16 protein-coding genes are annotated in these 17,258 nt (G+C 41.7%); 5 read left to right on the forward strand and 11 right to left on the reverse strand.

From position 1 onward, the window contains the following. Positions 1-184: 184 nt before the first annotated feature. The gene (locus ABD873_RS05005; protein ID WP_345065476.1) at positions 185-1,120 is read left to right on the forward strand and encodes a helix-turn-helix transcriptional regulator; all 936 of its coding nucleotides are present in this window, start codon (positions 185-187) and stop codon (positions 1,118-1,120) included. Between the two features lie 53 nt (positions 1,121-1,173). On the opposite strand, the gene ABD873_RS05010 is transcribed toward ABD873_RS05005, so the two are convergent. The 3 genes from ABD873_RS05010 to ABD873_RS05020 all read right to left on the reverse strand — a co-directional run bounded on the left by ABD873_RS05010 (position 1,174) and on the right by ABD873_RS05020 (position 7,047). Beyond that, positions 1,174-3,642, reverse strand: coding sequence for a TonB-dependent siderophore receptor (locus ABD873_RS05010; protein ID WP_345065479.1), 2,469 nt, complete (start codon positions 3,640-3,642; stop codon positions 1,174-1,176). A 204-nt stretch (positions 3,643-3,846) separates the two neighbouring features. Further along, positions 3,847-5,772, reverse strand: a complete 1,926-nt coding sequence (gene nagB, locus ABD873_RS05015; protein WP_345065482.1) for a glucosamine-6-phosphate deaminase — start codon at positions 5,770-5,772, stop codon at positions 3,847-3,849. A gap of 126 nt (positions 5,773-5,898) precedes the next feature. After that, positions 5,899-7,047, reverse strand: coding sequence for a methionine aminotransferase (locus ABD873_RS05020; protein ID WP_345065485.1), 1,149 nt, complete (start codon positions 7,045-7,047; stop codon positions 5,899-5,901). Between the two features lie 61 nt (positions 7,048-7,108). Here ABD873_RS05020 and ABD873_RS05025 point away from each other — a divergent pair, with 61 nt between their 5' ends. Next, on the forward strand, positions 7,109-7,789 hold the full coding sequence (locus ABD873_RS05025; protein WP_345065488.1) for a peroxiredoxin family protein: 681 nt from the start codon (positions 7,109-7,111) through the stop codon (positions 7,787-7,789). A gap of 55 nt (positions 7,790-7,844) precedes the next feature. Here ABD873_RS05025 and radA read toward each other — a convergent pair whose 3' ends face one another. Together radA and ABD873_RS05035 are read right to left on the reverse strand one after the other, a co-directional pair. Next, entirely contained in the window at positions 7,845-9,227 is a 1,383-nt protein-coding gene (radA, locus tag ABD873_RS05030; protein ID WP_345065491.1) for a DNA repair protein RadA, read from the reverse strand. Positions 9,228-9,245: 18 nt separating this feature from the next. Then, positions 9,246-9,626 (reverse strand): SRPBCC domain-containing protein, encoded by a 381-nt coding sequence (locus ABD873_RS05035; protein WP_345065494.1) that lies wholly within the window; start codon positions 9,624-9,626, stop codon positions 9,246-9,248. A gap of 65 nt (positions 9,627-9,691) precedes the next feature. Here ABD873_RS05035 and ABD873_RS05040 point away from each other — a divergent pair, with 65 nt between their 5' ends. Continuing rightward, positions 9,692-11,059, forward strand: a complete 1,368-nt coding sequence (locus ABD873_RS05040) for a methyltransferase RsmF C-terminal domain-like protein (protein WP_345065497.1) — start codon at positions 9,692-9,694, stop codon at positions 11,057-11,059. 1 nt (position 11,060) lies between these two features. On the opposite strand, the gene coaBC is transcribed toward ABD873_RS05040, so the two are convergent. The 3 genes from coaBC to ABD873_RS05055 are packed head-to-tail and all read right to left on the reverse strand — an operon-like array spanning position 11,061 to position 13,536. Next, the gene (gene coaBC, locus ABD873_RS05045; RefSeq protein ID WP_345065500.1) at positions 11,061-12,269 is read right to left on the reverse strand and encodes a bifunctional phosphopantothenoylcysteine decarboxylase/phosphopantothenate--cysteine ligase CoaBC; all 1,209 of its coding nucleotides are present in this window, start codon (positions 12,267-12,269) and stop codon (positions 11,061-11,063) included. An 8-nt stretch (positions 12,270-12,277) separates the two neighbouring features. Next, positions 12,278-12,613 (reverse strand): DNA-directed RNA polymerase subunit omega, encoded by a 336-nt coding sequence (locus tag ABD873_RS05050; RefSeq protein ID WP_345065503.1) that lies wholly within the window; start codon positions 12,611-12,613, stop codon positions 12,278-12,280. A 38-nt stretch (positions 12,614-12,651) separates the two neighbouring features. After that, entirely contained in the window at positions 12,652-13,536 is an 885-nt protein-coding gene (locus tag ABD873_RS05055) for an outer membrane protein assembly factor BamD (protein ID WP_345065506.1), read from the reverse strand. Between the two features lie 240 nt (positions 13,537-13,776). On the opposite strand from ABD873_RS05055, the gene ABD873_RS05060 reads away from it, so the two are divergent. After that, the gene (locus ABD873_RS05060) at positions 13,777-14,049 is read left to right on the forward strand and encodes a NifU family protein (protein ID WP_039053670.1); all 273 of its coding nucleotides are present in this window, start codon (positions 13,777-13,779) and stop codon (positions 14,047-14,049) included. Between the two features lie 122 nt (positions 14,050-14,171). Further along, positions 14,172-14,774: a hypothetical protein gene (locus ABD873_RS05065; RefSeq protein ID WP_345065510.1), complete on the forward strand. Its 603-nt coding sequence runs from the start codon at positions 14,172-14,174 to the stop codon at positions 14,772-14,774. Positions 14,775-14,776: 2 nt separating this feature from the next. Here ABD873_RS05065 and ABD873_RS05070 read toward each other — a convergent pair whose 3' ends face one another. From ABD873_RS05070 to gldD, 3 genes are read right to left on the reverse strand one after another with little or no spacing between them, the layout of a single operon-like run. Further along, a complete protein-coding gene (locus tag ABD873_RS05070) occupies positions 14,777-16,024 on the reverse strand; it encodes an ABC transporter permease (protein ID WP_345065513.1) in 1,248 nt (415 codons plus the stop codon). Continuing rightward, positions 16,021-16,662, reverse strand: a complete 642-nt coding sequence (locus ABD873_RS05075) for an MBL fold metallo-hydrolase (protein WP_345065516.1) — start codon at positions 16,660-16,662, stop codon at positions 16,021-16,023. The genes ABD873_RS05070 and ABD873_RS05075 overlap by 4 nt, the downstream gene beginning before the upstream one ends. Positions 16,663-16,679: 17 nt before the next feature. Then, a complete protein-coding gene (gene gldD, locus ABD873_RS05080) occupies positions 16,680-17,258 on the reverse strand; it encodes a gliding motility lipoprotein GldD (RefSeq protein WP_345065519.1) in 579 nt (192 codons plus the stop codon).

The following is a 17,258-nucleotide window of genomic DNA, read 5'->3' on the forward strand; positions in this document are numbered from 1 at the left end:
CTTTTTTGCATGGAATACTTATAGGGGAAAGAATCTTATCTGTTTACTTACTTAGCTTTTATATTTCGTCACTTTTTGTAGTAAACATTTTTCTTTATAGATATAAAGTTGTATTTTCGGACAAAATTTAGATTAAGTCTAAATAAAATTTATTCGCGAATATAGAGGATTTTTCTGCTATCTAATGACGCAATCGGGAATTAATAATACGTATTTGGAAAAAAACAATTCTTCTGAATTGTCCGAGATGCATGTATTTGATATCCAGATGCATTACATGTTATTGCATCAGCAGGGAACCGTGAAGACTCAGGCCCCTTATAAAGGTTATCTTAATGTGTTATTGTTGCGGAATAAGGATAACTGTATATGTCCTTACTTTATTAATCAACAGTCTTATATTATACGTGGTGGTGAGAATATCATTCATCAAATTGATAAAGGGGACATATTTGAGTGGAAGAATATTTATGATCAGAATATCGGGATTGTGATTTTTTTCCCGGAGGGTTATCTTCGAGAGTTAAATTTTACGCAACATTTCAATAGCCGACGGTTTAGAGAGGCAGTCTTGACAAACAGTGATAGTAGGATGCAACTTTTGCAAAATCAGCTGCTAGAGTTTAGTGAGTCAAATTCCTTGGAGCATAAGCTAAGGATTCAATCCTGTCTTATAGATATTATAGCCCATCAAGTGGAAAGTTTACGAATGGAAAATAGGGAAGATGGGGTAGCTCTGATGAAGAGCATGTATGAGAAGATCATGCTTGCCAAAAAACTGATTGATGAGGATATGTCTCGTCATTACACCATATCGGAGCTGGCTAAGCTGGTAGGTACAAACGATCAGTATCTAAAAAAGTACTTCAAGCAATATGTGGGGAAGACCGTCTCCAACTACATTACCGAACGGAAGATGCATTATGCCAAACAACTTATCGTTTCCGGTAATTATAGGGTTGTGGAAGTCGCTCATATGATTGGGTATAAACATGCTACCCACTTTACTACAGCATTTAAAAAATATTTCGGTTTTATTCCGAATTCATTGAGGTACTCTTTTCTTTTGGGATACGGAGGGATAGAAGCTCTTGATTTATTGAAGATGGTGGTGTTATAAAATCAATAAGGGCTTCAACATTGTTGAAGCCCTCTTCCTTACACTATATAAACCTAGAATTTATAGCTAAAAGCAAAAGCTGCGTTTCTTGGGTCTGTCTGGTTGATGAATCCTCCACGGAAGTAGGCATTGTAACCTATTTCATTGGCTAGATTGTTTAAGTACAGCTTGGCATCCCATCTTTTCACTTTATAACCTATCTGTGCATTGATAGTTGTATAGGCCGGCATATCAAAAGGTTTTACACCTGGATTGTAGGTATGTCCGTCGTAAGCATTGCTATATTCATTAACCGGGCGTTTCCCCACATAATAAATACCAGCACTTAAAGAAAGGTTGCGTAAGGCTCCCTTGTTGAATAGATATTGCACCCAAGCATTTGCCGTATGATCAGGAGCATTCATCGGAGAAGAACCTTCGACATAGGAAGGAGAATTTTTGTAACGTGCATCCAGATAAGCATAACCTATCATTACTGTCAAGTTGTCCAGAATACGTCCGTTCAGTTCGGTCTCTATTCCATCACGAACCAAGTCGCCTGCTTTAAAGTAATAGCCTGTAGGCTGTGTGGTTCCTTCTACATATTCCGTATTAGATAGATTGGAAGTGAAAATGTGGAAGTAGGTAAAGTTAAAGCGTAACTTATTGTTTAGCCAATCGGTTTTGAATCCACCTTCGTATTGGTTGGTGACAGAAGGACCTATTTCCTCTCCATTGCTCATTCTGTTTGCGGCACTACGCAGACTGGTGGAGTTGGTGTATGAGGCAAAAAGATTGATGTTTTCCAAAGGTGATACAATGACGCCAACAGAAGGGTTGAAGGCTGACCTTCTTTCTGTTTTGTTAGTCGTAAAATCAGGGGTATAGATTTGTGAATAACGTACTCCTAAGGAAGCCTTAACATATTTGTTAAATTCGATGACGTCTTGTGCTAAGAAGCCAAAGGTATTATAGTAAGAATTCACCGGTGTGCCTGCTGCAAACTTTACAGATTTCCCCACATAGTGCTGACTGTCCACTATATATTCTACGTCAGCAAGGTTGTTTGTCCAAGTGTCAAGAACGTTGATGGTGTCGATGACGTTGGTAGTAGGAAGCTTTACACCGGTGGTCAGTGGTGATAAAGTCACTGCATAGGTCGTTGTGTTGACGTCGGCACTACGAAAATCAAAGCCTAATTGGGCCGTATGTTTAACGGTCCCTGTATATAAATCCTGACCGATCAAGTCGAACTGTAGGGTGGTGTTTTTGTCTTCTTTTCCACTTCTGGAAATGGTACGTGCAAATCTGTTGAAATCCGGATTATTTTCACGTACAAGAGAAGCTGTGGTAGTCAGGTTGTCGGTGATGGCGGTATTTGTTGCGTAAGCACCTCGGATGCTCCAGTTGTTGGTGAGCTCATGCTGAACGCTGGCCATGACAGCCTTTTGAATAATATTGTTGTTGTCACTGGATAACCCTAAAAATTTGTTATAAGGCACCAAATACAATGCGTTAACTCCTTGAGAGCTGTTAAGGTTAACTACGGCAGAATGAGGCGTGACATTAGCATTTAGGTAATCCGCTTCCATCGTGATCGACGTTCTGTCAGAAGCTCTCCAAGTGATAGAGGGATTAAAATATACACGGTCGCTTTTCAAGCCCTTGCGGTAGCTGTCTGCTCTTTCGTAAGCTCCATTAACCCGTATAGCCAAGGATTCTTTTTTATCTAGTACAGTCTCGACATCAAAGGTAGGTCGTAGTTGTCCCCAACTGCCTATACGTAATCCCACCTGTCCTCTATTAACGAAATTCGGCGTTTTGGTTACGACGTTAATAACTCCTCCGGCATTTCCCAAGTCGGTAATAACACCCTGTGTTATGGCTGCCGATCCTTTTATCATCTGTATGGACTCTACTCCCTGCATATCTACCACACCGGCTGCGGTTTGAAACTGAGTATCCATACGTACACCGTTCTTCAATACAGGTACGCCACGAAACCCTCGAGTAGACATAGATTCTTTCACCCCTCCGTACGAACCGAAAAGTGTTACTCCGGGAATGTTACGTACCGCGTCTGTCAATGTTAAAGCTCCTTGGGCTTCTATGACTTTGTTTGAAATGACAGAGATGGTCTGAATCTGCTCGTTGGGCTTTAGAGGCATGCGGGTGATATCTTCCAGTCCTTTTGGTCTTTTGTTCCTTTCTCCGAAGACTTCAATCTCTTCAATATCATATTCTTCTTTTTCCAGAACTAACGAAGGAATATGGGTAATATCACCCTGTTGACTGAAAGTGTATTGTTGCCTTTTATAGCCCAGACCGTGGAGCTGTATGGTAAAATCTCCTGGAGAAGGTATATAAATCTCAAATTGACCTTTGTGGTTGGTTACCGTTTTTTTGTTTCCGATAGTTACAGTGATATCTGCAATCGCACGTTGTTCTTGATCGGTGACTTTGCCTTTCACGTGAGTCTGTGCTTGCGCAACATGCATCCCTGCGATTGTAGCTAGCGTAACTATAATTGATTTTGTTCTCATAAAATTATCGTTAGTATTACAATTAAACACTCTTTAGAATAAGTCTAAATAAAAACTTCGCTGCAAATTTATAGACTAACGAATTATGAAAACTGACGTAATCAGAAATAATGCTTCATCTTTGGAAATATTTTGAGCCGGTAGCGTAGAATAAAAAAACCGTCTCATTTTGAACGAGACGGCTTTTTAACTTTTTTTATTTTCTTAGTCTTCGAATTTCCATCTTACAAAAGCTTCGATGGCTTCATAATCAGCAAGACCTAATTTACGGTAAAGTCCGGCAGTATGTGTGGTACGGTCTTCCGCTCTTACCCAGAATTCGCGTGGATCGTCTCCAGGGAATACTGGAAGGTCTTTTTGCGATTGGTGTTTGAAGATAGCCAAACGCTTGCGTTTTACTTCCTGAGGAGAAAGAGGTACGGCCATTTCGATTTCGTGGATAGGGAATTCGTACCAAGCTCCTCGGTACATCCATAACCAACAATCTTTTGCCCACTCTTCTGTCGCACGCAATCTTTTCAATGCTTCCAAGATGATGTCAAAACAAACTTTGTGCGTTCCGTGTGGATCGTGGAAGTCGCCTGCCGCGAATACCTGATGAGGTTTTACCTGACGCATCAATTCCATTGTCAATTGGATATCTTCCTCGAAAGAAACGTCTTTGGAGAATTTCTGACGATCGTAGAATGGTAGGTCTTGGAAGTGAATATTTTCATCAGGTAAGCCTACGAAACGAGCGCCGGCGATAGCTTCTCCCTTACGGATAAGACCTTTCACCTTGCGAATGATTTCTGGATCGATTTCTTTAGGTTGCTTTTTCGCAAAGTATTCGTTTGTTTCTTTGTAAAGTGCTTCCAGTTTGCTCACGTCCAGTCCTAATTCTCTAGAGATGTCGGTTGCAAACTCTAAGAATCTTCTTGCGTCGTCATCCCATACGGCGTTGTTACCCGAAGTTTGGTATGCTACGTGCACGTTGTGACCCTGATCGGCAAGACGGATGAAGGTACCCCCCATAGAGATTACGTCGTCGTCTGGGTGTGGTGAGAACAACAACACGTTTTTACGGGCAGGCTCTGCACGTTCAGGACGGTTGGAGTCATCGACACCCGGTTTACCGCCCGGCCAGCCTGTGATGGTACGTTGTAACTCGTTGAAAATTTTGATGTTGATATTATAAGCAGGACCTTTGGTAGTAGCCAAGCTTGCCATGCCGTTGTTGTTGTAGTCGTCATCAGTCAATTTCAAGATAGCTTTGTTCAACTTTAATGACAACCATACTACTGCCTTTTTGATAAGCGAATCGGTCCATTTTACATCGTGCGTCAACCAAGGGGTATCAAATCTTGTCAATAGACTTGCTGCTCCTTGATCTAAGACGAACTCAACATTGTCCGAAAGCTGAAGATATGTGGCAGGAATTTCCGAAGAGATTTCTCCTTCTACCGCTTTTTTAATAATCTCCGCTTTTTTCTCATTCCACGCCATAAGGATGATCTCTCTAGCTTTGAAGATAGTTCCTACACCCATGGTAATGGCTTTTGTAGGTACATTCTCTTTACCCCCGAAGTCGTGCGAGGCATCGCGACGGGTCAAGTCATCCAATGTCACAAGACGTGTACCTGAATTTGGCGCCGAGCCAGGCTCGTTGAAGCCAATGTGCCCTGTACGTCCAATACCCAAGATTTGAATATCTATTCCTCCGAAATCGGAGATTTTTTGTTCATAAGCTTCACAGAAGGCTTGAACCTTATCTTCGCTCAATGTGCCATCAGGAATATTAATGTTTTCACGAGGAATGTCTACGTGATCAAACAAGTTTTTATTCATGAATGTCACATAGCTTTGTGGTGACGTCGGTTGCATTGGATAGTATTCGTCCAAGTTGAACGTTACCACATTCTTGAAGCTAAGGCCTTCTTCTTTGTGAAGACGAACCAACTCTTTGTACACCTTGATAGGGGTAGCGCCAGTAGCTAAACCTAAGACTGCTGTTTCCCCTTTTGCTTGCTTCTCTCGAATGATGGAAGCAATACGATTTGCAACATGAATAGAAGCAACATCCTGATTTGGGTATACCGTTACCGGTACCTTCTCAAAACGTGTTTCCTCTAATAAATTTAATCTAGCCATTTATGAGGTAATATATATGATAAATCGTGAATTGCAAATTTAACAAAAAAAATACCCTGATTACTAAAGAAATTTCTAATTAAAACTTTTTTATTTAAAAAAATTGAAGTCTTTTGACGCATTCTTCTACAAGCGTGATAGATTACGCAGCGCAGCCTCTAAGGTCTCTTCTTTTTTCGCAAAACATAATCGTATAAGATGCTGATTTTTAGCTTCTGAATAAAAGGCGGACACGGGAATGGTTGCCGTTTTATGCTTTTCTGTAAGAGCTATAGCAAAGTCCAATTCGTCTTGGTTGCTCAGCTCGCTGTAGTCTGCCAGAATGAAGTAGGTTCCCTCACAAGGCAAGGTGCTGAACTTCGAATTTCTAAGGCTGTTTATGACATAATCTCTTTTCTGCTGAAACAGCAAAGCTAGCTTTTCGTAGTATGTTGGGTCTTCGAGGTATTCAGCTATGGCGTACTGCATAGGTGTATTTACGGAAAACACATTAAACTGATGGATCTTTCTCATCTCCGCTGTGAGGAAAGGAGAGGCCACGACATATCCTAGCTTCCAGCCGGTGGCATGTAGCACTTTCCCGAATGACGCTACCACAAATCCACGTTCTCGCAGAAGGGAGGAGCTTAAGATGCTGATATGTTTTTTCCGGTCGAAAACAAGATGCTCGTACACTTCATCGCTTAGCACAAATATATCGTGTTCGCTGAACAGCTTTTCTAAAGCTTTAATATCTTGAGCGTCCAGCAGCCTTCCCGTAGGATTGTTGGGGTTGTTGATAATAATGAGTTTGGTTTTGGAGCTTATTTTATTCTTCACCAGATCCCAGTCTATCCGAAAATCTGGAGCTTCCAAGACTATAGGAACTACAGTACCTCCGAAGGATTGTACACTGGGTCCATAAGAGTCATAGGCCGGCTCGAAGAGGATAACCTCATCTCCCGGATGGATAAGGCAACCTATGACATTGTATAAAGCTTGTGTACCTCCGGCTGTTATAGTGATTTCCTCCTGAGCGTCAATGTTTAGATTGTAAATACTTCTATATTTTTCGGCAATGACACGACGTAGCTCCATAGTGCCCGGCATAGGAGCATATTGGTTAAACCCCTTTCCCAGATATTTAGTCACAAGAGAGGTAAGACGTGGGTCAAGGTCAAAGTCAGGAAATCCTTGTGAAAGATTGATGGCTTGATGGGCTTGCGCAAGCGCTGTCATGCGCGAGAAAATAGTTACTTTTGTATTAGGCAGTTTAGATTGAAAGCTTTTTGTCATTTTCGGTTTAATAAGTATACTAAAGTAGTAGATTATTTTATATTTGAAGAAATATTCGATTATGAAAAAATTAATTTTGATAATATCCTTGTTGTTCCCGATGGGAATGATGGCTCAAAGCCAGAAGCCGTCCAAAGAAGAGTTGATTAAGCAAATAGAGGCTAATTCGAGAAATCCGGAAGCTATTCAGCTTATTCAACGCCTTAATCCTTATGACCCGGATTATAAGGAAATGCGTACTTACTTCAACAAGTTACATAAGTCGGTACGTAAATCTACCAAGGGTAAGATCTTCGAACAATATCTTAAAGCTTTGGAAAACACCTCGGTAGGGAAGAAGGCTCCCGGTATTACACAATTTGATGTGTCGGGAGAACCATACTCATTACAAGACCTTAAGGGCAAATATGTGTTGATAGACTTCTGGGCCTCATGGTGTCCACCATGTAGGGCGGAAAACCCTAAACTGGTAGCGATTTATAATGATTTTAAGGACAAAAACTTCGAAATCCTTGGGGTTTCTTTTGATAAAGATTTCGAAGCTTGGAAGAAAGCTATCCAAGATGATAATTTGACTTGGAAACATATCTCCGACCTACAACATTGGAACAACGGTGCAGCAAGCGTGTATGGTATCCGTGCCATTCCACAGAACGTATTGGTAAACCCTGAAGGAATTATCATCGCCCGTAACCTACACGGGGATGATTTAAGAAAAAAATTGGAAGAGGTGTTGAAATAAGGTTTCTAGTAAGTTTTATAAGAAATGGGCTTTCAGATGAAAGCCCATTTCTTTTTTAACCAAATAATGCCCTAAAAATATCTTCTAATTTACCGACAGGGCGGATGGCGATATTGTATTTCTTGGCGTCAAGACCTTTGGTATTGTGCTTTGGTATGAAAATTCCTTCAAAGCCTAACTTTTCAGCTTCAGCGATACGTTGTTCGATACGATTTACGGCACGTATTTCTCCTGAGAGCCCCACTTCTCCTGCTAATGTGATATTGCTAGGAAGCGGAATATCTTGTTGTGAAGAGATAATAGCAGCAATCACAGCTAAATCTATTGCTGGATCTTCTACACGCAACCCACCAGTGATATTTAAAAACACATCTTGCGCACTCAAACGGAAACCAAAACGCTTCTCTAACACAGCAAGAAGCATGTTTAGTCTTTTGGTATCAAAGCCTGTAGAACTACGCTGCGGTGTTCCAAAAGCAGAATTCCCAACCAATGCTTGCACTTCAATCATCAACGGTCGAATCCCTTCGAGCATGGTGGCGATAGCGACACCACTGGTAGGCTCATCACGTTGTGAAATCATAATCTCCGAAGGGTTGGAAACCTCCCGTAGTCCGGCCCCCTGCATTTCGTAAATACCCAACTCCGAGGAGGACCCGAACCTGTTTTTGACGGCTCGTAGGATGCGATAGACATGATGACGGTCCCCTTCAAATTGTAATACAGTATCTACCATGTGTTCCAGCACCTTAGGCCCGGCGATAGAGCCGTCTTTGGTGATGTGTCCTACGATAAATACGGGGACATTACTTTCTTTAGCATACCGTAATAATTCTGCCGTACATTCTCGTACTTGAGACACAGATCCAGGGGCAGATTCTATCTGTTGGGAGTGCAGCGTCTGAATGGAGTCTATGACGACAATGTCCGGCCTTACTGCTTCCGCCTGTTTGAAAATATTTTGTATGGATGTTTCTGTAAGGATATAGCATTCGGCTCTTGACTGTTGTGAAAGTCTTTCTGCCCGCATTTTAATCTGTTGTTCGCTTTCTTCTCCAGAGATGTAGAGGACCTTGGTCTTTGGTAGGGACAGAGCCAGCTGGAGCATAAGTGTTGACTTGCCGATGCCTGGTTCTCCACCTATCAATACCAAGGAGCCGGGAACTATACCTCCTCCCAAGACCCGGTTTAATTCTTTATCGGGTGTGATGATACGCTGCTCTTCGGAATAGACAATTTCGTGGATGATAGCCGCCTTGTTTTGTCTTTTGGCACTGCCCACGGTGGTACTGCGCCATTCCGGCACACGTGATGCACCGGTGGAGACCATTTCTTCCACGAAAGTGTTCCATTGTCGGCAGGAAGGACATTGTCCTAACCACTTTGGGGATTCATAACCGCAGGACTGACAAAAATATGCGGACTTCGACTTAGCCATACCTTGCTCTACCTCGTTTTATTCTTCGGTGTAAAAATCAATAAGACTTCCAACATATTCGGTATCCCATCCTTCGATAATATCCTCGTATGCCTCATCCGGAATGTTAGTATGTTGGACCTCAAAAGAAGTACCTTTCTTGTGTTCGTGAAGCTTTATTGTCACGATGGAAGGTACTTCTTCTCCAAAATACCATTCTTGTACGATTTTTTTGTAAGGCTCCAGCTCCAAAAAGCGTCCGTTGATACTGCTGTCCCACAGCGAAAACTCGCCTCCCACTCGTGGATCTATCTCTACAAGATCTCCGGTCCACAGACGTATTGTAATGTCTGTCGTCAACGCCTTGTAAACCTCTTCCGGTGTGGCAGGGATGATGTAATATTTCTTAAAATCTTTCATTATAATCAAAGATAAGGCAATTGTGGAGGATTTCAGTTTTTACTTTTGAATTTTTACTTTTGGATATGAGTAATATACTTCCCAACGACTTGATTAATGCGCTGAAGGGGGATCCTTCTTTCGATTACGAAGCTTTTATTGCGGTTCACGATAAAGAAGAAAAGACCACTTCCATAAGGCTAAACCCTTTCAAGGATGCTACCACCGAAGGTTTTGATGTGGAGAAAGCTATTCCATGGTGTAGGGGTGGTTACTATTTGAAGGAAAGACCTGTCTTTACCTTGGATCCTCTTTTTCATAGTGGGTGTTATTACTCGCAGGAGGCTAGTTCTATGTTTCTGGACTATGCCATACGCTCTCTTGCCTTGCATAAGGAGCCAATAAAGGTCTTAGACCTCTGTGCTGCTCCCGGAGGGAAGTCCACCTTGCTTAATTCGGCATTGCATAAGGATAGCCTACTGGTAGCCAATGAGATTATCAAGTCTAGGGTGAATATACTGAATGACAACCTTGTACGCTGGGGCAATCCTAATGTTGTGGTGTCCAACAATGACCCTTCGGCCTTCGGCAGACTGCCGGGATATTTTGATTTGATGGTGGTAGATGCACCCTGTTCGGGCTCGGGAATGTTTCACAAAGACCATACCGCTATAGATGAATGGTCTCTTTCCAATGTGAAGTTGTGCAGTGAGCGTCAACAACGTATTCTAGGACAAAGTTTAGACGCCTTGAAAAGTGAGGGTTACCTCTTTTATTCCACCTGTTCATATTCGCAGGAGGAAAATGAAGATATCGTCGATTGGCTAATCGACTGTTTCGAGATGGAGGCTGTCGACATAGAGGTGGATGAAAGCTGGGGCATCATGGTGACAAAATCGCCAAAACATAAAGCTGCCACATTCCGATTCTATCCACATTTGTTGAAAGGAGAAGGTTTTTTCTTTGCTGTACTGAAGAAAAGGGGAGATCAAAGTTCTTTTTCCATGAAAAAGGTGAAAAAGGAAAAAAATACCGCCCCGCAACAGGTTGCAGATACGTGGATAGATAAGGAAGGTTTGTATGTCTTTCAGCATAATGATATGCTTCATGTCTTTCCTAAACAATATGAGATGGACCTGCAGGCGCTACAAAATGTGTTATATCTTAAAAATGCGGGTACGCAAATAGGAAAACTCAAAGGCAAAGAACTCATTCCGGCACATGATCTGGCATTGAGCAACCGCATTCTAACAGATCTGCCGGCCATTGAACTTGATCTCGAACAGGCCCAGCAGTACCTCAGAAAAGAAAATCTTGCTCTTTCTATTAATCCCGACAATCTTCAAGGTTGGATATTGGTGCGATATAAAGGGACAAATATGGGATGGATTAAAGCGATGCCTAATCGAATCAACAACTATTATCCGAAAGAAATAAGGATTGCCAATCTATAGATTATAATTGTTGTTGGTGTTCAACAATTATCTGACAGATATCTTTGGCGACCTCTTGTTTGGACTTGAGGTCGTAATTTTTAGTGTTACCCGAACGGGATAGCACAGTAACTTTGTTGGTGTCCGTTCCGAATCCGGCGCCTTCATCCTGCATGGAATTCAGCACGATGAAATCTGCATTTTTGTGGTATAGTTTCTCTTGGGCGTGTTCCAGCTCGTTGTTAGTCTCTAGGGCGAAACCTACCAATGTCTGATTGGTGGTTTTGCGCTGTCCTAACGTGCCTAAAATGTCTATGGTTTTCTTCAACTCTATGGTGAAATCTTCCGCCTTTTTCTTGATTTTCTGTGAGGCGGCTTCTTTCGGCGTGTAGTCGGCAACGGCAGCACTCATGACGGCAATGTCCACTTTGTCAAAAAGACTGTTGCAGCTTTCAAACATTTCTTGTGCAGAAAGTACGCGTATAGTTTCTATGTCGGAACTTGCCTGTAGGTGTGTGGGGCCACTCACCAGAAAGACCTTTGCCCCCAAACGGTTTAGTTCCTCTGCGATGGCATAGCCCATCTTGCCGGACGAATGGTTTCCGATAAAGCGTACAGGATCTATGGCTTCGTAGGTAGGTCCTGCTGTCACAAGAGCCGTTTTTCCTTCCAAAGGTTTGTCAGCGCGAAAATGATTGTGAAGAAATGCGATAATTTCTTCAGGTTCAGCAAGACGACCTTCGCCTATCAGTCCGCTGGCAAGCTCTCCGCTTCCTGGAGGGATGAGGATGTTGCCATATGTTTTAAGTAAGGCTATATTTCGCTGTGTTGAAGGGTGTTTCCACATGTCGAGGTCCATGGCAGGAGCGACGAATACAGGGCATTTGGCCGAAAGGTAGGTGGCGGTTAGTAGATTGTCGCATAAGCCATTGGCCATCTTGGCAATAGTATTAGCGGATGCTGGTGCTATAAGCATAAAATCTGCATCCAATCCCAGGTGGACATGGTTGTTCCACTCTCCCGTTTTTGAATCATAATAATCTACCAATACCGGCTTTTTGGAAAGGGTAGATAATGTAAGCGGGGTGATAAATTGGGAGGCTTCCGGAGTCATGATGACCTGTACGGAGGCCTGTTCCTTAATGAGAAGTCTTATTAAAGAAGCTATTTTGTATGCGGCAATACTGCCGCATACGCCAAGTACAATATTTTTGTCTTTTAAAGAAGACATAGCTTCTCTTAGTCTTGCTCTTGTTCTTTAGCTGGGTTTCTGAAATAAACTTTGCCGTTTAAGAATTCGTCTACCGCAATCAATGTTGGTTTTGGTAAGCGCTCGTAGTGCTTAGAGATTTCGATTTGTTCGCGGTTTTCGAATACCTCTTCCAAATTGTCATTGTTGCTAGCAAACTCCGCCAATTTTGCGTTAAGCTCTTCTTTAAGCTCTACGCTGATCTGGTTCGCTCTCTTACTGATGATTACGATAGATTCATAAAGATTGCCTGTTGGCTTGTCCAATTCTCTCAAATCTCTCGTAACAGTGCTATTTGGAATGTTGCCGTATTTTGCTTGACTCATATTTACCTCGATATTTTTATATTCAAATTGTTAAAGACTTATTTTGTTTCTGCCTCTGCGGCTTTCGCCTCTTCGGCAATACCTAACTCTTTGTTTCGCTCTTCCATCTCTTTGTTATACTGTTCCATGAGACGGATGGCGGCTACGATTTTTTTGTCCGCACTTTTTTTCAGGTCGTCAGCTTCCGATCTGAACTTGGAGTTAGGGAAATGTTCGATAAAGCTATTATAGTAATCAATCGCTGTATTGAAACGTTCTTCTTGTCTGTACACGCGGCTGTTGTCCGCATAAAGGTACTGTGATTTGAAAATCAAGAATTCTATTTCTTCAGCATACTTGGTGTCCGGATATTGTCTCAACACGTTTTCCAAAGCTATTACCGCGGCGCGGTAGTCGTCCGCTAATCCCATGTTGTAATATAGCTTGGCATTTTCAAAAGCCTTTCTTTCCAGCTTGTCCCTTAGAATTTGGATCAGCTCGGAAGCTTTCTCTGCTCGTTCGGACTCCGGGTAGTAGTTGATAAACAGCTGGAGCTCGTCGATGGCTTTGCGTGTATTTTCTTGGTCCAACGAAAAGCGTGGCGACTCCAAGAAATAACAATATGCTGCCATATATCTACATTCTTCGGCTCTTTCGCTGTTCGGATAAGTGTTTGCGAAATTCTTGAAGTCGTAACGGGCAGCCGTATAATCTTTTAGTTTGTAATGTGTGTTGGCTAAAAGATAAAATAAATCCTCTGCTTCGGCACGACCACGATATTTAGAGGCCAAATCATCAAATAGAATCCGCGCTTTAGCATATTTGCCTTTTTCGTATAGCTTTACGGCCTCTTGGTACTTCATCGTGATATTGTTGCTGTTGCGAAGTTTTTCAAACTTGCTCTTGCAACCGGTAAATACCAAGGTGGTTAAGCAAAAAGCCAAAAGTACACTTATACGTCTATTCAAAAACATTTTACAAAGATACGTCAATTAACAATAATATTCAATTTATTTTTAAACCGCAATTTACTTGATTTTAAGATATTAATCCATATCTTTCAGGTGCCTTTAACAAACTTTAACCTTTATTTTGTATTGTCATTATTTTGCTATTAATATTGCCGTATTTTATTTAGGGCGTAAAATTGATTATATTTACAAATTAAAAGAGAGACAAAAGAAATGAATTTACGTGAAAGAGTAGAGCAAGCATTGGATACGATTCGACCGTATTTGGAGACGGATGGCGGCAATGTGAGTGTGGAGGAAATTACAGCCGATAATGTGGTGAAGCTTAAATTACTGGGCGCTTGTGCTAACTGTTCTATGAGTATCATGACTTTCAAAGCCGGTTTAGAGCAAGCCATCAAGAAAGCAGTGCCTGAGATTGTTTCGGTGGAAGCCATCAATATCACCGATATGGATGATCCGAATGCGACCACACCTGGTTTATAATGTGTTGGTTTCTTCTGGATTAACACAATTTAACAGCTAACATAACAACGAATTTATATTTTTGTTTTATGTTCCATAAGGCTATCACATATTTTCTGGTTGTATTAGGCTCCTGCCTAATTATGTTTTCCGTGGCGTCAGCTCAGGAAAAGAAAATCATCCAGTTTAGTGGCCTTATCACTTCTATAGGTTCGGATCTGCCGGTTGGATTTGTGACCATCAAAAACACCTCCTATAACAATCAGACTTTTATAGCGAATAACGAAGGTTTCTTCTCATTTGTAGCCCATGTGGGAGACGTTATAGAGTTTTCCAGTGTGGGATTTGAGACCACTACGTTCACCATTCCAAATGTGGAGGGGGATAAGTATACCGCATCTATCAAGATGAGAGCCTTAGTGATTGAACTTCCGGCGGTGACCCCTTTCCCGTGGGCAAGTTACGAAGATTATGTAGCCGAATTTATGGCTTTGGGCAATGGTGAAGATCCTATAGCTACAGCCCGTCGTAACCTCAGCCCGGAAGCTTTGGCGGCTTTGGCTCGTATAGTACCCCGCAGCGCCGAGGAGATACAGACCTTTAATTCTTTGCAGCGCCATCATAACATGCAAAACAGATATATCAATCAGAGGATGAGCAACCCTTTCCTTAATCCGTTTAACTGGTATCAATTTATCAATTCCATCAAACGTGGCGATTTCAATAAGGAGAAGCCGAAATACTAAAATTACTCGCTCTTGATATCGGTAATATTGCCAATCTCGCGTACACTCAGCTTGGAAGCGAAATAGGATACCAATAGTGAAAGCAGATTGATGGTGATAAAGACTAAGATAAAGTCCTGCATACGCATATCTACAGGATAGACATCTATGAAGTTGCCCCCGGTATTATTTGTACGGATAAATCCGTAGATATCTTGTAGATAACAGAAAATATATCCTACAATAGCACCAAAAACGCTGCCTATAAAGGCTATCATGGCGCCCTCAATAAAAAATATTTTCTCAATAGTGTTTTTCTGTGCTCCCAGATGCTGAAGTATTTTCATGTCTTCTTTCTTATCGATGACCAACATGGTAAGAGAGCCGATAATATTGAAAATGGCTATGATACCGATAAAGGTAAGGATAAAGAAGACAATCCATTTTTCAGATTTTATGGTTTTATAGAGAACAGGGTTTTGCTGTTCTCTGTTTTTTACAGCGTAGTCATCTCCCAGCTGTTTCTGCAGCTGTTTTTGTAGAGTTTTGGCTTGGGAGGGGTCCTGCAGGAATAGCTCTACAGCGGTTGCCGCCTTATCCTCGCCCAGAATTTCACGGGCGAAATCCAACGGTACGATGACTAAGTTCTGAAATTCAGGTTCGAATGTTAAGATACCGTTTACTTCGATAGGGCGGATATTAAAATCTTCCAGCGGGTTGAGGGTGCTGGCTGAAGCCTCTTTTCTTGGGAAGAATACTTCTATCTCGTTGTTGAATTCCGAAATAGGGACTTGCAGATTGGTCTGTATCTGAGGACCTATCAGGGCATAATAGGTAGAATCTGCCTGTATTTCAAACTTTCCTATGTGAAGGATATGCTGTTCGGACTGCTTGGATAAGCTTTCTTGGGAGATACCTTTGAGCTGTCCTACAATCTGTTTGCCTTCGAATTGAACTAAAACCTTGTCTTCCAGTGTTTCTGAATAGTTTTTGATAAGGGAATTCTTCTTCAGTTCAGTGAAGATTGTGTTGTAAGGATCAAAAGTTTTACCTCTGTTGGTCTCCACGCGCAGATCAGGAGTGAAAGTACTGTACATGGAAAGGATAAAATTTTCCATTCCATTATAAAATGAGAGGACGATTACCAAGGCCGCGGTACTAACAAATATACCCACAATGCTTATTATGGAAATGATATTGATCGCGTTTACCGACTTCTTGGAAAAGAGGTAACGAAAGGCAAAAAACAAAGGTATCCTCAGCTTTTTCATCCGCGCACAAATGGATTGGTTTGTTTTTCGTAACCTATACTTGTTTCGGGACCATGACCAGGAAACACTATAGTTTGGTCAGGCAAGCTATAAATCCTGCTCTTTATGCTGTCCAACAGTGTTTGATGATCTCCTGCCGGTAGGTCTGTTCTTCCAATGCTGTTACGGAACAAGACATCTCCACCTATTAGAATGTCTTGTTCTTTGATATAATAACAAAGATGGCCCGGCGAATGTCCGGGAGCCAATATGGTTTCAATCGTCGTGCTGCCAAAAGTAATAGTTTCCTGATCCTTAAGGAATTTTTCCGGAATTGGAGAAGTGTCATACATGATGCCCATCTGAGGAGCATAGTTGTCCACAGCTACAAGGATAGGCACTTCTTTTTCATGAAAGTTGGGAATGAGTCCCCATTTTTCGTAAACAAAATGATTACCCAGCACATGATCTATATGGCAATGTGTATTCAGAAGGAGAAGGGGAGTCAACTGTTTTCTCGTGATGAAATCCTCGAAGTATTGCTGCTCATTGTATGTGTGCATGCCAGGATCCACGATAATACAGTTTTTAGACTCATCTATAATAAGATAGGTGTTTTCTTGATACGGATTAAACGTTAAAGTTTCGATTGTTAACATGAATCAAATTTAACGATTTATTTCCATCTGACGGTATGTATTAGATGTTTGATATCCTTTTTGAGGAAGTCCAATACCGGTTGTATGGAATCAAGGTTAGGTTTTTCATTGAAATAAAGGGCGCCTCGTAGATAATTTTTCTTGCCATCTGTGAGGTAAAACTGATAGTTGGATGCGGTATTACCTTGAATGATATATTCCAAGCCCTGTATATTGTGTTCCGGAATGAAGATAGAGGCTTGGTCTATAGCTGAAGCTTTGGAGGTATGCTTGAAAACAAAAGTACGGGCATCTTCGCGCAGTTCATCCAAAGTAGCTTTAGGGCTTATTTTGTAATAGCTTAAATGCAGCTTACTGTTAAACTGAGGGAATTCCAGATTTTTCCAACAAGGTTGGTCGGGAGCCTTATCGTCCTCCTTGATTACACTGTAGATAGGCTTTTCAAAGGAAAAGGGGCAACCTGCGATATCCGCTAATTCATATTCTTTCTCAGGGAAGACAATACGATGATAGCCGCGGGGCTTAGGGCTGTAATCGTTATTCCCGCAGGCAGTAATCAAAAAGGCAGCTATGGCTATAATAAAAAGTTTCTGCAT

It is taken from the genome of Sphingobacterium thermophilum, from assembly GCF_039541675.1.
Lineage (GTDB): Bacteria > Bacteroidota > Bacteroidia > Sphingobacteriales > Sphingobacteriaceae > Sphingobacterium > Sphingobacterium thermophilum.

Bases quoted from the DNA above. Each gene is read 5' to 3' on its own strand.
- ABD873_RS05005 (WP_345065476.1), top strand. From the start codon at position 185: ATGACGCAATCGGGAATTAATAATACGTATTTGGAAAAAAACAATTCT.
- ABD873_RS05010 (WP_345065479.1), bottom strand. From the start codon at position 3,642: ATGAGAACAAAATCAATTATAGTTACGCTAGCTACAATCGCAGGGATG.
- nagB (WP_345065482.1), bottom strand. From the start codon at position 5,772: ATGGCTAGATTAAATTTATTAGAGGAAACACGTTTTGAGAAGGTACCG.
- ABD873_RS05020 (WP_345065485.1), bottom strand. From the start codon at position 7,047: ATGACAAAAAGCTTTCAATCTAAACTGCCTAATACAAAAGTAACTATT.
- ABD873_RS05025 (WP_345065488.1), top strand. From the start codon at position 7,109: ATGAAAAAATTAATTTTGATAATATCCTTGTTGTTCCCGATGGGAATG.
- radA (WP_345065491.1), bottom strand. From the start codon at position 9,227: ATGGCTAAGTCGAAGTCCGCATATTTTTGTCAGTCCTGCGGTTATGAA.
- ABD873_RS05035 (WP_345065494.1), bottom strand. From the start codon at position 9,626: ATGAAAGATTTTAAGAAATATTACATCATCCCTGCCACACCGGAAGAG.
- ABD873_RS05040 (WP_345065497.1), top strand. From the start codon at position 9,692: ATGAGTAATATACTTCCCAACGACTTGATTAATGCGCTGAAGGGGGAT.
- coaBC (WP_345065500.1), bottom strand. From the start codon at position 12,269: ATGTCTTCTTTAAAAGACAAAAATATTGTACTTGGCGTATGCGGCAGT.
- ABD873_RS05050 (WP_345065503.1), bottom strand. From the start codon at position 12,613: ATGAGTCAAGCAAAATACGGCAACATTCCAAATAGCACTGTTACGAGA.
- ABD873_RS05060 (WP_039053670.1), top strand. From the start codon at position 13,777: ATGAATTTACGTGAAAGAGTAGAGCAAGCATTGGATACGATTCGACCG.
- ABD873_RS05065 (WP_345065510.1), top strand. From the start codon at position 14,172: ATGTTTTCCGTGGCGTCAGCTCAGGAAAAGAAAATCATCCAGTTTAGT.
- ABD873_RS05070 (WP_345065513.1), bottom strand. From the start codon at position 16,024: ATGAAAAAGCTGAGGATACCTTTGTTTTTTGCCTTTCGTTACCTCTTT.
- ABD873_RS05075 (WP_345065516.1), bottom strand. From the start codon at position 16,662: ATGTTAACAATCGAAACTTTAACGTTTAATCCGTATCAAGAAAACACC.
- gldD (WP_345065519.1), bottom strand. From the start codon at position 17,258: ATGCAGAAACTTTTTATTATAGCCATAGCTGCCTTTTTGATTACTGCC.